14 protein-coding genes and 3 tRNA genes are annotated in these 13,640 nt (G+C 69.9%); 11 read left to right on the top strand and 6 right to left on the bottom strand.

Translation table 11 applies throughout. The features are described 5' to 3' along the window. Nucleotides 1-14: 14 nt before the first annotated feature. A protein-coding gene (locus GH723_RS17450; protein WP_153760840.1) for an IS3 family transposase occupies nt 15-1,171 on the top strand; the annotation gives its coding sequence in 2 pieces (ribosomal slippage) (nt 15-288 and nt 288-1,171; 1,158 coding nt in all). A gap of 256 nt (nt 1,172-1,427) precedes the next feature. On the opposite strand, the gene GH723_RS17445 is transcribed toward GH723_RS17450, so the two are convergent. The 3 genes from GH723_RS17445 to GH723_RS17435 form a co-directional block, all read right to left on the bottom strand. Continuing rightward, nucleotides 1,428-1,503, bottom strand: a tRNA-Phe gene (locus GH723_RS17445). Between the two features lie 63 nt (nt 1,504-1,566). After that, a tRNA-Asp gene (locus GH723_RS17440) sits at nt 1,567-1,644 on the bottom strand. A gap of 33 nt (nt 1,645-1,677) precedes the next feature. After that, nucleotides 1,678-1,750 (bottom strand) — tRNA-Glu (locus tag GH723_RS17435). Between the two features lie 101 nt (nt 1,751-1,851). Between GH723_RS17435 and GH723_RS17430 the strand changes: the two genes are divergently transcribed. Beyond that, nucleotides 1,852-2,805, top strand: coding sequence for a DUF6782 family putative metallopeptidase (locus GH723_RS17430; protein ID WP_324248604.1), 954 nt, complete (start codon nt 1,852-1,854; stop codon nt 2,803-2,805). Further along, the gene (locus tag GH723_RS17425) at nt 2,802-3,347 is read left to right on the top strand and encodes a hypothetical protein (protein ID WP_153760838.1); all 546 of its coding nucleotides are present in this window, start codon (nt 2,802-2,804) and stop codon (nt 3,345-3,347) included. Before GH723_RS17430 ends, GH723_RS17425 begins: the two co-directional genes overlap by 4 nt. Nucleotides 3,348-3,354: 7 nt before the next feature. On the opposite strand, the gene GH723_RS17420 is transcribed toward GH723_RS17425, so the two are convergent. Genes GH723_RS17420 through GH723_RS17410 form a run of 3 tightly spaced genes read right to left on the bottom strand, consistent with a single transcriptional unit; the run spans nt 3,355 to nt 5,100 of the window. After that, complete coding sequence (locus GH723_RS17420) at nt 3,355-3,846, bottom strand: DUF2017 family protein (protein ID WP_153760837.1); 492 nt, start codon at nt 3,844-3,846, stop codon at nt 3,355-3,357. Nucleotide 3,847: 1 nt separating this feature from the next. Next, a complete protein-coding gene (gene clpS, locus GH723_RS17415) occupies nt 3,848-4,102 on the bottom strand; it encodes an ATP-dependent Clp protease adapter ClpS (RefSeq protein WP_407650252.1) in 255 nt (84 codons plus the stop codon). A 32-nt stretch (nt 4,103-4,134) separates the two neighbouring features. Continuing rightward, the gene (locus GH723_RS17410) at nt 4,135-5,100 is read right to left on the bottom strand and encodes a COX15/CtaA family protein (RefSeq protein ID WP_195210399.1); all 966 of its coding nucleotides are present in this window, start codon (nt 5,098-5,100) and stop codon (nt 4,135-4,137) included. A 108-nt stretch (nt 5,101-5,208) separates the two neighbouring features. On the opposite strand from GH723_RS17410, the gene GH723_RS17405 reads away from it, so the two are divergent. The 8 genes from GH723_RS17405 (at nt 5,209) to GH723_RS17370 (ending at nt 13,620) form a co-directional block, all read left to right on the top strand. After that, the gene (locus GH723_RS17405; RefSeq protein WP_153760834.1) at nt 5,209-6,105 is read left to right on the top strand and encodes a heme o synthase; all 897 of its coding nucleotides are present in this window, start codon (nt 5,209-5,211) and stop codon (nt 6,103-6,105) included. Nucleotides 6,106-6,310: 205 nt separating this feature from the next. Then, nucleotides 6,311-7,912, top strand: a complete 1,602-nt coding sequence (locus tag GH723_RS17400) for a cbb3-type cytochrome c oxidase subunit I (protein WP_153760833.1) — start codon at nt 6,311-6,313, stop codon at nt 7,910-7,912. Next, nucleotides 7,909-8,526, top strand: coding sequence for a cytochrome c oxidase subunit 3 (locus tag GH723_RS17395; protein WP_153760832.1), 618 nt, complete (start codon nt 7,909-7,911; stop codon nt 8,524-8,526). Before GH723_RS17400 ends, GH723_RS17395 begins: the two co-directional genes overlap by 4 nt. 9 nt (nt 8,527-8,535) lie before the next feature. Continuing rightward, nucleotides 8,536-9,435, top strand: a complete 900-nt coding sequence (locus GH723_RS17390) for a hypothetical protein (RefSeq protein WP_153760831.1) — start codon at nt 8,536-8,538, stop codon at nt 9,433-9,435. A gap of 5 nt (nt 9,436-9,440) precedes the next feature. Further along, on the top strand, nt 9,441-10,577 hold the full coding sequence (gene coxB / locus GH723_RS17385) for a cytochrome c oxidase subunit II (RefSeq protein ID WP_195210398.1): 1,137 nt from the start codon (nt 9,441-9,443) through the stop codon (nt 10,575-10,577). A gap of 44 nt (nt 10,578-10,621) precedes the next feature. After that, a complete protein-coding gene (gene ctaD / locus GH723_RS17380) occupies nt 10,622-12,649 on the top strand; it encodes a cytochrome c oxidase subunit I (RefSeq protein WP_153760829.1) in 2,028 nt (675 codons plus the stop codon). Continuing rightward, nucleotides 12,642-13,268 carry a cytochrome c oxidase subunit 3 gene (locus tag GH723_RS17375; RefSeq protein WP_229022911.1) on the top strand — a complete coding sequence of 209 codons (627 nt, stop codon included), beginning with the start codon at nt 12,642-12,644 and terminating at the stop codon, nt 13,266-13,268. The genes ctaD and GH723_RS17375 overlap by 8 nt, the downstream gene beginning before the upstream one ends. A 13-nt stretch (nt 13,269-13,281) precedes the next feature. Beyond that, nucleotides 13,282-13,620 carry a cytochrome C oxidase subunit IV family protein gene (locus GH723_RS17370; protein WP_153760828.1) on the top strand — a complete coding sequence of 113 codons (339 nt, stop codon included), beginning with the start codon at nt 13,282-13,284 and terminating at the stop codon, nt 13,618-13,620. The last annotated feature ends 20 nt before the right edge of the window (nt 13,621-13,640 follow it).

Raw genomic sequence — 13,640 nt, 5'->3', positions numbered from 1 at the left:
GGAAGGATGTTCCGATGCCCAAGAAGTTCCCTCCCGAGTTCAAGCGTGACGTGGTGCGCGTCGCGCGCCGGGGTGATCTGACCCTGAACGAGGTCGCGGCCGATTTCGACATCTCGGTCGAGTCGGTGCGGCGCTGGATGCGCCAGGCCGACGTCGACGACGGCGTCCGCGACGGTCTCACGACCGCGGAGCAGTCCGAGCTGGTGCAGCTGCGCCGCGAGAAACGCCGGCTGGAGATGGAGAACGAGATCCTGCGCCGTGCGGCGGCGTACTTCGCCAAGGACCAGCTCCCAAAATGAGCTACCCGCTGGTCCAAGAACTGGCCGCCGAGGGGATCCCGGTGCGGTTGACCTGCGGGGTGCTCGGCTTTTCGGCCCAGGCGTTCTACAAGTGGCGTTCCCGGCCGTGCTCGGACCGCGACCTCGACGACGCCCACCTCATCAACGCGCTTGTCGATCTCCACGCCGAGGACCCGACGTTCGGGTATCGGTTCCTCGCCGATGAGCTCGAACACGCCGGACATCGGGTCGGTGAGCGGCGGGTGTGGCGGCTGTGCCGTGAGCAGCGCCTGTGGTCGACCACCGTGCGCAAGGGCCGGTCCGCCAAGCGCCCCGGCCCGGCCGTGCACGACGATCTCGTGCAGCGGAACTTCACCGCTGAGCGACCCGACCAGGTCTGGTTGACCGACATCACCGAGCACCCCACCGTCGAGGGCAAGCTCTACTGCTGCGCGATCAAAGACGTGTTCTCCAACCGGATCGTCGGCTACGCCATCGGCGACCGCATGACCGCCCAGCTCGCGACCGGCGCGTTGAAGACCGCGATCGCCCGACGCGAACCCACCCAGACCGTCGTGGTTCACTCCGACCGCGGCGGTCAGTTCCGATCTCGAGCATTCCGCGCCGTGCTCAACGCGACGGGGCTCACCGGGTCGATGGGTCGCGTCGCCTCGGCCGGGGACAACGCGGCCATGGAGTCGTTCTTCGCGCTCTTGCAGCGCAACGTTTTCGATCAGCGCCGCTGGCGGACCCGCGGCGAGCTCGCCTACGCCATCTCGTTCTGGATCGAGCATCGCTACAACCGTCGACGCCGACAACGTGCTCTCGGCAAACTCACCCCCGTCGAGTTCGAGCTCGCCTTCACACCCGCCGAGGCTCACGTCGCAGCATGACCTGTCTCAACCACCGTCAACCGAACCTGCAGCAATCCCGGGGTGCATCAATACGCCCAAGCCACAGCTTTGGTCGGAAAGCCGACCCAAGTGTGCCTATGTGCGAGGACGTGAGATCTAGCTGCACTCGAGCGCTGACCCGGCTCATCGCGACAGCGCAGCTCGATGTTGCACGTATGTCGCACGGCTGGGCCGGAACCGCCACGGAAAACGACACCAGGTCAGAGCCGGTAGGGCTCTGACCTGGGCTCTTGTCTGGTGGTCGAGACCGGCGTCGATCCGGTGACCTTCCGCTTTTCAGGCGGACGCTCTGCCAACTGAGCTACTCGACCGTGCCCCACCCACCGTAGAGGGCGGGAAACGTCCCTCGCCGCCCCGGAGGGCGGCGAGGTCTGTGGCGGTCCCGACGGGATTTGAACCCGCGACCTCCGGCTTGACAGGCCGGCGTGCACTCCAAACTGCACCACGGGACCTCGAACCAGCGTCCCCGAGGGGTGGCTGGGCCGCACCCCCAACGGGATTCGAACCCGTGTTACCTCCTTGAAAGGGAGGCGTCCTAGGCCGCTGGACGATGGGGGCTCGCTCTCGTGTGAGGGCGCCGTCACTGTAGCAGTGCGCGCGGGGCCCGCCGCCAGCCGGTCACGGGGGCCGTCGGGCCGCCGTCTACGGTGCCCGGCGTGATGCCGACGTCCGCCCCGCCGCCGCCCCCGCCGGTGGTGTCGGCGACCCCCGCGGGGGGACCGTCGGCGGAGGACCTGCTCCGCCGCCGGGTGGCGCGCATCGCTGCGGTCGTCGCGGTCGTGCTCGTCGGTGGAGTCGCCGCCTACTCGTTCGTGTCCGACGGCGGTCCCGACCACCCCGACGAGTGGGACCCGCGCGTGGTCGACCTGGTGGCGTTCGTGGAGGAGGAGCGGGAGCTGCGGTTCGACCACCCGGTCCACATCGACTTCCTGACGCCCGAGGAGTACAGCGAGGTCACCCGTGCCGGCGGAGGCATGGAGGTCGAGGGCGAGGAGGGCATGGACGAGATGTACGAGGCCGCGAGCATGCTGCGCAGCCTCGGGCTCCTCGAGGGCGACGTCGACCTGGGCGGTGCGTTCGACGACCTCAACGACACGGGGACGCTGGCGTTCTACGACCCGCTGACCGACCGGGTCGTCGTCCGGGGCACGGAGGTGGACGTCAACCTCGAGGCGACCCTCGTGCACGAGCTCGTCCACGCGCTGCAGGACCAGCACGTCGACCTCGGCCGGCTCGGCGACATGGAGGACAGCGGTGAGGCGGCGGCGTTCCGAGCCGTGGTCGAGGGCGATGCCAGCCTCGTCGAGTCCCGCTACGTCGCCCAGCTCTCCGAGGGCGACCTCACCGCCTACGAGGAGACGGCGATGGCGCAGGCCGACGCGGCGTTCGCCGAGGAGATCCCCGGGGTGCTGGTGGCGTCGATGGGGGCGTCCTACGTCCTCGGCGAGCCGCTGGTCGGCATCGTCCAGGCCGAGGGCGGCTGGGCGGCGGTCGACGACCTGCTGCGTGACCGCCCACGAGCGAGCTGGCGCTGTTCGACGTCGTCGCCCACCTCGACCGGTTCGAGCGGGTCGATGTCGAGCCGCCGGCGGTCGCCGACGGCGCGGTCGTGATCGACGAAGGCGAGCTCGGCGCCATCTCGCTCTACCTGATGCTCGCGGCGCGCATCGACCCCGTCGCCGCTCTCCACGCCACCGACGCCTGGGCCGGCGACGCCTTCGTCACCAGCCGTGACCTCGAGGGCGACCTCTGCACCCGCATCGTCGCGGCGACGCGGGACGCCACCAGTGCCGACGTCCTCGATGCCGCGCTGTCGGACTGGGTGGCCGCCGCGCCGGAGCGGAGCCTCGCCGAGGCGGTGCGCCGCGGCGAGCGGTTCGACGTCACGTCGTGCGACCCCGGTCCGGGCAGCGACATGGGCATCGTCGTCGATCCGATGGAGGCGCTCGCCCTACCGGCCACGCGGTCGTTCGTGATCTACGGGGTCGTCGACCAGGGGTTCGAGCCCGAGGTGGGCGTGTGCGTCTGGGACGAGCTGCTGGTGGCGGTCCCGGTGAAGGCGCTGGTGGCACCGGCTCCGCCGCCTCGGGTGGTCGGCCAGGTGCAGGACACGCTGATGGACGCGCTGCTCTCCTGCCGGCGCGACGTGGGCTGAGGTCGGCTCAGAGGCGGGTCCGCAGCGCGGTCACGATGTCGTCGACCAGCTCGCTGAGCACCTGGTACGCCATCTGCGCCGGACCCTCCTCGCTGTCGAGGTCGACCTGCATCGGCTCGTCGTCCTGCACGTCGAGCGCGGTGCCGAGGATGAGTCGCACGGCGTTGAGCGCGGTCATCCACGACGTGAGCTGCGCCTCGTCGAGGGTGGGCTCGCGGATCGTGTCGGCGATGACCTGCGCGGCGGCGAGGTGGCGGTCGATCAGCTCGCCGCGCACGAGGGCCTGGAAGCCGGCCTCCCGCTCGGGGTCGTCGGGGTAGGCGGTGGGGAACACGCGGCGGATCACGTCGGCGTCGCTGTGGAGCAGCTCGTCGAGGCGGGCGATGAGGTCGAGGACCATCGCCTGCACGCCGCTCGGGATCGCGAGCTCGTAGCGGTCGTCGGCGGCGGGGCGCACCCACCGCTCGTCGAAGAACCCGAACCCCCCGTCGCGCCCCACGTCAGTCCTGCTGCATGGTGGCCCAGAGGCCGTGCTCGTGGAGCCGGAACACGTCGAGCTCGGCCTTCTCGCGGCTGCCGCTCGAGACGACGGCCCGACCCTTGTGGTGCACGTCGAGCATCAGCTGGGTGGCCTTCTCCTCGCTGTACCCGAACAGCTTCTGGAGGACGAAGGTCACGTAGGACATGAGGTTGACGGGGTCGTTCCACACGATCACGACCCACGGTCCCTCGATCTCGGCGTCGAGGTCGCCGATCGGGAGGTCGAGCTCGGTGGGCGAGGGCGAGCTCACGTCGCACCTCCCGCGGGGACGGGCACCGGACCCGCGTCGACGCCGGCGCGCGCGCTGGCCGCGTGCTCCAGGCGGAACCAGACGGCGGTGCCCCACACGGCCATGGCGCCGATGATGTGCAGGAACACGAGCAGCTCGGGCACGCCGTTCCAGTACTGGAGGTAGCCGATCGAGCCCTGGGCGACGCCGACGGCGAGGATCGTCGTGCCGGCCTGCAGCACCGTGCGCGGCGCACCTTCGCGACGCAGGACGAGCAGGGTGACGACGAGCACCGCGAGGAAGATCCACACGGTGACGGCGTGCACGCGGGTGATCGTCGGGAGGAAGAGGCCGAGCCGCTCGGCCTCCTCGTCGCCGCCGTGCGGGCCCGACCCGGTGACGAGCGTGCCGGTCACGAGGACGGCGCCCGCGCCGACGACGAGCAGGTTGGCCAGGCCGTGCGACCGGCTCGCGACCCACGCCCGACGCCCCCCGCCCGGCCGGCCGTCGGCGTCGAGGTCGGCCCTGGCTCGGTGGTGGAGCGCGACCGACGTGCCGATGAGGACCATCGAGATGAGGAAGTGGACGATCACCGTCGAGGGCAGGAGGTGCAGCCACACGACGACGGCGCCGATCAGCACCTGGGCGACGACGCCGCCGAGGATCACGGCGGAGAGCGTGAACAGGTCCGACCGGTAGGGGGTGCGCCGTCGGGCGGCCCAGAGGGCCACCAGCACCGCGGCGAGCACGGGGAAGGACACCAGCCGGTTCACGAACTCGATGAGCGCGTTGTACTCCATCGGGGCGACGAGCCGCTCCTCGGTGCAGTTCGGCCAGTTGGAGCAGCCGAGGCCGGAGCCGGTGAGCCGCACCGCGGCACCGGTGAGCACGATGACGACCTGGGTGACGAGGACCGCCAGCGTGATGCGCCGGAACGTCGCCGGCGAGACCGTCCGCTCGGCAGGGGAGGTGCGGCGAGCCACGGGGTCGATGGTAGGACCGGGCGGCGGCCACCACGAAGTCGGCATGACGGACGGCACGGAACCGACCTGCTTTGGCCTTCCGGATCGACTCGGTCCTACTCTCGACCCGTGCTCACGACCGGGTCACCGACGCTCCGCGCGCAGATCGCGGGCTACGTGGCGCTCACCAAGCCGAGGATCATCGAGCTCCTGCTCGTCACCACGGTCCCCACGATGATCGTGGCGGAGCGCGGCCTCCCCTCGATCTGGCTCATGGTGGCGACCGTCGTCGGCGGGACCCTGGCCGCGGGCGGCGCCAACGCCATCAACATGTACGTCGACCGCGACATCGACGCCGTGATGGAGCGCACGAAGAACCGCCCGCTCGTCACCGGCGTCGTGACCCCGCGGAACGCGCTGATCTTCGCCGTGACGATCGAGGTCCTCGCCTTCGCCTGGCTCTGGGCGTTCGTGAACCTGCTGAGCGCCGTCCTCGCCGTCGCCGCCTGCCTCTTCTACGTCTTCGTCTACACGCTGTGGCTGAAGCGCACGTCGGAGCGCAACATCGTCATCGGCGGCGCTGCGGGTGCCGCCCCGGTCCTCATCGGCTGGTCGGCGGTCACCGGCACCCTGGACTGGGCGCCGGTCGTCCTCTTCGCCGTCATCTTCTACTGGACGCCGCCCCACTTCTGGGCGCTGGCCGTGAAGTACAAGGACGACTACGCCGCGGTCGACGTGCCGATGCTGCCCTCGGTGGCCTCGCTCAAGACGACGACCACCCGCATCATCGGCTACACCCTGCTCCTGTGGGCCCTGACGATCGTCTTCTGGCCCGTGGCCGAGATGGGCTGGGTCTACGGCGCCGCCGCCGTCGTCCTCGGCGGCCTGTTCCTCTGGTTCGCGGTGGCCCTGCACCGCTCCGGCACCACGCGCGCGGCGATGCGGCTCTTCGGATGGTCGATCACCTACGTCACCCTGCTGTTCGGTGCGATGGCCCTCGACCAGTTCGTCGAGGTGCCGCTGTGAGCCCCACCGCGGGGCCGCTTGTGAACGCGGTCACCCGGCCCGACGCCGGGGGGCGAGTTCGAAGCCGCCGAGCCGGACTGTGTAGTGTCCCCGCCCGTAGTGAAACCCACTCCGACGAGGTGTTCGGAGGGGTGCGCGCGGCCCGGGGACGGTCCGCCATGACCTCATCTCGAGCACCGTCGAACACGTCGAGGCATCCACACCCATGACGATCACCGAGACCGCACCGGCGACCGGCACCACCGGCACCGAGGCCCCCGCCGAGGGCGAGTTCGGCGATCTCGCCAACGTCGTCGGCACCGGCGACGGTGCCCGCGTCGGCCGGATGTTCCTCGGCGGCTCCTTCATCGGGCTCGTCGCCGCCCTGGCCGTCGGCCTGCTGCTCGACATCGAGCGCACGACGGTCGACAGCATCTCGCTGCTCGACGCCGACGTGCTCACCCAGATGGTGAGCGCCCACCGCATCGGGCTCGTCGTCCTGTTCGCCATCCCCGCGCTGCTCGGCCTGGCGATGGTGGTCGTGCCCCTCCAGGTCGGCGCCACCACGCTGGCCTTCGGGCGGGCGGCCAACCTCGCCTTCTGGACCTGGGCCCTCGGCGGCGCCCTGTGGATCGCCGGCTACCTCGTCGGCGGCGGCCCCGGCGGCAGCGACCTGAAGGGCACCGACCTGTGGCTGCTCGCCACGATCGTCGTGATCGCCGCCCTGCTGCTCGCCACCGTGTGCGTCGTCACCACCGTCCTCGGCCTGCGCACCACGGGCATGACCCTGCGCCGCACCCCGCTCTTCAGCTTCTCGATGCTCGTCGCCGGGTCGGTGTGGCTGCTGACCTTCCCCGTCGCCATCGGCAGCCTGCTCGTCATCTACATCGACCACCGGTACGGCCAGGCGCTCTTCGGCGCCAACGAGGCGATCCTCCCGCAGCTCTCCTGGCTCGTCTCCCAGCCGCAGATCTACGTGATCGCCATCCCCGTGCTCGGCATCATCGCCGACGTCATCCCCGTGTTCGCCGGTGCCCGGCAGCGGATGCAGGGTGCGGTCCAGGTCGCCATCGGCCTCTTCGGCGCCCTGGCCATCGGCTCGTGGGCCCAGCTCGGTGCGCTGCGCGACGACCCGATGGCGATCGCCGACGATCCGCTGTTCGTCGCCATGGGCGTGCTCGCCATCCTCCCGGTCCTGATGGTGCTCGCCCTCTCCGGCGAGACCATGCGCGGCGGCCTCCGCCCGGCCGCCCCGGTCATCGGCGCCCTCACCGCCGGCCTCGTGCTCGTCGCGGCCACCGCCGCCGGGGCCGTCCACGTCGTCGAACCCCTCGACCTCATGGGCACCACCTGGGCGCTCGGCCACCTCCACCTGGTCGTCGGCTCGGTGATCGTCGCGGTGTTCGCCGGCACGTGGTTCTGGGCCCCGAAGGTCTACGGCCGCCTCCTCGTCGACGGCCCGGGCAAGCTCGTCCCCGCCGTCGTCGCCCTCGGCTCCCTGCTCGCCGGCGCCGCCATGCTGGCCGCGGGTGCGCTCGACCAGCCTGACGCCCCCGAGGTCGCCACCGCTCGCGACGGCGTCGAGGCGCTGAACCTCGCTGGTGCGGCCGGCGTCGCCCTCGTCCTGCTCGGCGTGCTCGCCGGCGTCGCCGCCCTCTTCCAGGGCCGGCGCTCGAGCGAGGACGTCCCGAACGACCCGTGGGGCGGTCACACCCTGGAGTGGGCCACCGCCTCGCCCCCCGTCCGCGGCAACTTCCCCGAGGCGCCCGTCGTGACCGACGAGCGGCCGCTGTTCACCGAGACCGCCCAGGAGGACGCGTCGGCATGAGCGCCGCCACCCCCGCCGTCGTCACCGACCTCATCCCCGAGGCCCCGCCGGCCGAGCCGGCCCGGCCCCGGCTGCTGCTGATCGGCACCGCCCTCACCGTCGGCGCCATCGCCATGGCGTTCGCCGGCATGTTCGCCCTCTACGCCGTCAACCGCCAGGAGTTCGGCGAGGGGTGGATCCCCGACGGCGCCGGCACCATCCCCCTCACCCCGGCGTCGGTCATGCTCGTCACGCTGCTGATGTCGTCGGTCACCGTGCAGTGGGTCAAGTGGGCGATCGCCCACGACGACCGGATGAACACCTACCTCGCCGCGGGCATCACGCTCGTGCTGTCCGCCGCCTTCCTCAACCAGGCCTCCTTCCTCTACGGCTGGATGGGCTGGGAGGTCGCCGGCGAGCACGCGGTGCAGGCGGTGCTGATCTACGCCATCACCGGCACCCAGATCGTCATGCTCGTCGTGGCCATGATCTTCCTCGCCCTCATGTCCTTCCGGGCCCTCGGCGGCCAGTACTCCGCCAAGGACCACGAGGGACTGACCGCCGCCGCCCTGTTCTGGCACGCCAGCGTCCTCGCCTACGCCATGATCTGGGCGGCCATCTACAACATCAAGTAAGGCACGGGAATGATCACTGTCGGAGCAAAGGTCTACTTCGGACTCGCCGCCTTCGCCCTCGTGGCCGCCGCCGTGCTCGGCCTGGCCTCGGGCGGTTCGCCGGTGGGGGTCTTGTCGTTCGGCTGGAGCGGCGCGGTCGGCGACCAGCTCGGCTACGTGGTCCTCGTGTCCACCGCGGCCACCTCGATCACGTACGGCGTGGTCACCACGGCGTTCCGCGACGCCGAGGCCGAGGCCGTCGCCCAGGTCGCCGGCACCGAGGCCCTGCCCGCCGCCCGCCCGCACACCGACCTCTCGCTCTGGCCGGTCGTCACCGCCTTCGGCGTGGTCGCCGTCGTCATCGGCCTCGTGGTCGAGCCGCTGCTCACCGGCGTGGGCATCGCCCTGCTCGTCATCGCCGCCGTCGAGTGGACCGCCACCGCCTGGGCCGACCGGGCCACCGGCGATCCGGCGGCGAACCGTGCGATCCGCAACCGGGTGATGCAGCCGGTCGAGATCCCGGCCGTCGCGATCATCGGCATCGCCACCTTCGTCTTCTTCGCCTCCCGGATGCTGCTCGCCCTCTCGAAGTGGGGCTCGATCGCGGTCTTCTCGGTGACGGCCATCCTCATCATGGGCGTCGCCGCCTTGATCGCCTCCCGACCGGCCGTGAGCCGGGGCGTGATCACGGCCGTGCTGCTCCTCGGCGGTGTGTCCCTGGTGGTCGGCGGCATCGTCGGCATCGGTGCCGGCGAGCGCGATTTCCACTACGTGGGTGGGCACGGCGAAGATGTGGAGGACCACGGCGGCGCCGACGACGCGCTGGACGAGGACGATGCCCAGGACGAGGGCGAGTCCTCCGTGGACACCGACGAGGACCAGTCGGACGACTCCGACGCTGACACCGACGCTGGAGACACCGAGGAATGACCTCCGTGAAGACGACCTCCCACCGCTCACGGCGGTCCTGGCTCCTCGCCGGCCTGGCCGGCCTGGTGCTGGTCCTCAGCGGCTGCGCCGAGGACGCGCCGCTCGACACGCTCGAGCCCGAGGGCCCCGCCGCTCGCACCATCCAGGACCTCGTCGGGCCGGTCTTCCTGATCGCCGGTGTGGTGTTCGTGCTCGTCGAGGTCGGCGTGCTGGTCATCGCGTGGCGCTTCCGCCAGCGCAAGGGCGACGACGACAGCGTCGTGCCGACGCAGACCCACGGCAACACGCCGCTCGAGCTCGGCTGGACGATCCTCCCCGCCGTCATCCTCGCCTTCGTCGCCGTGTTCACCCTCGTCACGATCTTCGAGCTCGAGAAGCGCGACGACGACGCGGTCGACATCAACGTGGTCGGCAACCAGTGGTGGTGGCAGTTCAACTACGACGTCGACGACGACGGCGAGTTCGACTTCTCCACCGCCACCGAGATGGTCATCCCCGCCGGTCGCCAGGTGAACCTGTCGATCGAGTCGAACGACGTGATCCACAGCTTCTGGATCCCCCGCCTCAACGGCAAGCGCGACGCCGTCCCCGGTCGCACCCACACGCTGAGCATGGAGAGCGACGAGCCCGGCTACTTCTTCGGCCAGTGCACCGAGTTCTGCGGCCTCAGCCACGGCGTGATGCGCATGCGGGTCATCGCCCTGCCGCAGGACGAGTACGACGCCTGGCTCGAGGAGCAGGCCCAGGACGTCGGCGAGCCGGAGACCGCGTCGCAGGCCCGTGGCCGCGAGGCGTTCGAGGCGAACTGCGCGAGCTGCCACTCCATCCGCGGCCTCGAGACCCAGCCGGGTGACGTCAACCCGGTGCCGCTCGTGGCGGGCGTCGCGCCGGACCTCACGCACTTCGCCTCCCGGCGCAGCTACGCCGGCGGCATCTTCGAGCTCTACGACGAGAACGGCGACGTCAACCGCGGCCAGCTCGAGGCCTGGCTGCGGAACCCCCCGGCGGAGAAGCCGATGGCCCCCGAGGACCAGCGCGGCATGCCCAACCTCAACCTGACCGAGAACCAGATCGACGACCTCGTCGAGTACCTGCTCTCCACCGCCGACCGACCGGTGTGGACCGGTCCCCGCAACGACTGAGCCCTCCGGGCCCTGTCACCTGACCCCTTCGGAGCTTCTGCGTCATGACCATCCCCGAGGATCGCCCACTGGCACTCCCCTCCGGCGAGACGTCGCGCCCCGCGCCGGTCCTCGGCGTCTTCCGACGTCCGACGGCGGAGACCGGTTGGCGCTCGTGGCTGACCACGGTCGACCACAAGAAGATCGGCATCATGTACGGCGCATCGGCCATCTTCTGGCTGATCATCGGCGGCATCGAGGCGCTGCTCATCCGCCTCCAGCTGGCCGTGCCGAACAACGACCTGCTGTCCGCCGACCTGTACAACCAGGTCTTCACGATGCACGGCACGACGATGATCTTCCTCGTCGTCATGCCGCTCGGCTCGGCGTTCGCGAACTACCTGATCCCGTTGCAGATCGGTGCCCGTGACGTCGCGTTCCCGCGGATCAACGCCTTCAGCTTCTGGTGCCTGCTCGGCGGCGGCATCCTGCTGAACTCGGCCTGGCTCCTCGGCCACGCCCCCGACGGCGGCTGGTTCAACTACGCCCCGAACTCCGGCGTCGTCTTCTCGCCGAACAACGGCATCGACTTCTGGAACATGGGCCTCATCATCACCGGCATCTCCTCGCTGTCCGGTGCGGTGAACCTCATCACCACCGTCATCAACATGCGGGCGCCGGGCATGACGATGATGAAGATGCCGGTGTTCACCTGGATGGCCCTGGTCACCCAGTTCCTGCTGCTGTTCGCGATCCCGGTCCTCACCGTCGCCCAGGTCCTGCTCGCCATGGACCGCCTCTACGGCGCCAACTTCTTCAACGTCGAGGCCGGTGGCGATCCGCTCCTGTGGCAGCACCTCTTCTGGATCTTCGGTCACCCCGAGGTGTACCTGATGATCCTCCCGGCGTTCGGCATCGTGTCCGAGACCGTGCCGGTGTTCTCCCGCAAGCCGATCTTCGGCTACCCGTTCATGGTGTTCTCCGGCATCGCCATCGCCTTCATGGGCTTCGGCGTGTGGGCGCACCACATGTTCGCCTCCGGCATCGGCCCGCTGTCGGTGGCGGCGTTCTCGCTCGCGACGATGTTCATCGCCGTGCCCACCGGCGTGAAGATCCTCAACTGGATCGCCACGATGTGGGGCGGTCACCTGCGCTTCACGGCCTCGATGCTGTTCGCGATCGGCCTCATCACGATGTTCACCATCGGCGGCCTCTCCGGCGTCACCCACGCCGTGGCCCCGGCCGACACCCAGCAGACCGACACCTACTACATCGTCGCCCACTTCCACTACGTGCTGTTCGGCGGCGCCTTCTTCGGCTTCATGTCGGGCTTCTACTTCTGGTGGCCGAAGGCGTTCGGCTACATGCTGAACGAACGCTGGGGCAAGGTGAACTTCTGGACCCTGCTCATCGGCTTCAACCTGACGTTCGGCCCGATGCAAATCCTCGGCCTCCAGGGCATGAGCCGCCGCGTGTTCACCTACGACGAGAACTACGGCTTCGAGCTCTGGAACATGGTCGCCACCGTCGGTGCGTTCATCATCGCCCTCTCGGTGCTCCTGTTCATCATCAACATCTTCGTCAGCAAGAAGCAGGCCCAGTCCGTGGCCGCCCCGGGCCCCGACCCGTGGGACGCCCGCAGCCTCGAGTGGATGGTCCAGTCGCCGACCCCTACGCACAACTTCGACGAGACCGTCACCGTCACCCACCTCGACGAGTTCTGGCACCGCAAGTACGCCGAGGACGAGGACGGCCGCGTCCGTCGGGTCGCCACCGGTGACGAGATCGCCCAGCCGGGCGACGGCACCGGCGTGCACCTGCCGTCGCCGTCGTACTGGCCCCTCGTCACCGCCTTCGGCCTGCCGCTCATCGGCTGGGGCCTCATCTACACCGAGATCCTCGCGATCGTCGGCGGCATCATCACCGTGATCGGCCTCTGGGGCTGGGCCATCGAGCCGCCCGACGACGTCGACCACGCCCACGGTGACGACCACCACGACGACGCCCCGACCGGCGAGGTCACCGACGACACCGCCGACGAGACCGCCACGGCGGAGACCGCCGAGCAGCCCGAGGAGGCCCCCGTTGGCTGAGACGACCACCGCCGCGGCCGTCGGCTACGACCCCGCCACCCACGTCGGGGGGCACCCCACCTCCACCGGCATCTCCAACAACAAGATGGCGATGTGGGTGTTCCTGGGCTCGGAGTGCATGCTCTTCGGCGGCCTGATCTCCACCTACCTGCTGTACAAGGACCGGGTCCCCGAGGGCGGCATCAGCCCCCGCGACGTGTTCGACATCCCGTTCACGTCGGCCTCGTCGTTCGTGCTGCTGATGAGCTCGCTCACGATGGTGCTGGCCCTCGCCGCCATCCAGAAGGCCGACCACCGGCGCTTCCGGCTCTGGATCCTCACCACTGCGCTGCTCGGCTCGACCTTCATCGCCGGCCAGATCTACGAGTTCACCGCGTTCTACCGCGAGGGCCTCGGCTTCACGACGAACATCTTCGGATCGGCCTTCTACACGCTCACCGGGTTCCACGGCGTGCACGTCACGATCGGCATCATCATGCTGCTGTCGCTGCTCGTGCTCTCGATCCGTGGCCGCCTGTCGGAGGAGCGCTCCGAGGCCGTCGAGATCGTGGGCCTGTACTGGCACTTCGTCGACATCGTGTGGATCCTCATCTTCACGATCATCTACCTGATCCCCTAGGAGCCGAGCTTCGATGAGCAGCGTTGCCACGCCCGATTCCTCCGCCGAGCTCCCCGTCGCCGACGAGCACGCCCACGAGCACCCGGGCGAGAAGACGTACCTGAAGATCGCGGTCATCCTCGCGGTGCTCACCGCGCTGGAGGTCGCCACCTACCCGGCCGAGGACGCCCTCGGCAGCGCGGTGATCCCCATCCTGCTCGTGCTGATGGTGATCAAGTTCTGGTACGTCGCGGCGTTCTTCATGCACCTGAAGTTCGACTCGCGCATGTTCAGCTGGGTGTTCATCGCCGGCATCGTCACCGGCGCGGCGTGCTACCTCGCGGTGCTCGCCACCTTCGAGTTCTTCGGCTGACGGCCCGTCGGCCGGCGGCG

Source organism: Actinomarinicola tropica (assembly GCF_009650215.1).
Lineage (GTDB): Bacteria > Actinomycetota > Acidimicrobiia > Acidimicrobiales > SKKL01 > Actinomarinicola > Actinomarinicola tropica.
Note: the sequence above shows the minus strand (reverse complement) of the source record. Positions and strands in the feature narration are given on the sequence as shown.

Coding starts and splice junctions, on each gene's coding strand:
- GH723_RS17390 (WP_153760831.1), top strand. CDS start 8,536: ATGATCACTGTCGGAGCAAAGGTCTACTTCGGACTCGCCGCCTTCGCC.
- ctaD (WP_153760829.1), top strand. CDS start 10,622: ATGACCATCCCCGAGGATCGCCCACTGGCACTCCCCTCCGGCGAGACG.
- GH723_RS17395 (WP_153760832.1), top strand. CDS start 7,909: ATGAGCGCCGCCACCCCCGCCGTCGTCACCGACCTCATCCCCGAGGCC.
- GH723_RS17430 (WP_324248604.1), top strand. CDS start 1,852: ATGCCGACGTCCGCCCCGCCGCCGCCCCCGCCGGTGGTGTCGGCGACC.
- GH723_RS17370 (WP_153760828.1), top strand. CDS start 13,282: ATGAGCAGCGTTGCCACGCCCGATTCCTCCGCCGAGCTCCCCGTCGCC.
- GH723_RS17400 (WP_153760833.1), top strand. CDS start 6,311: ATGACGATCACCGAGACCGCACCGGCGACCGGCACCACCGGCACCGAG.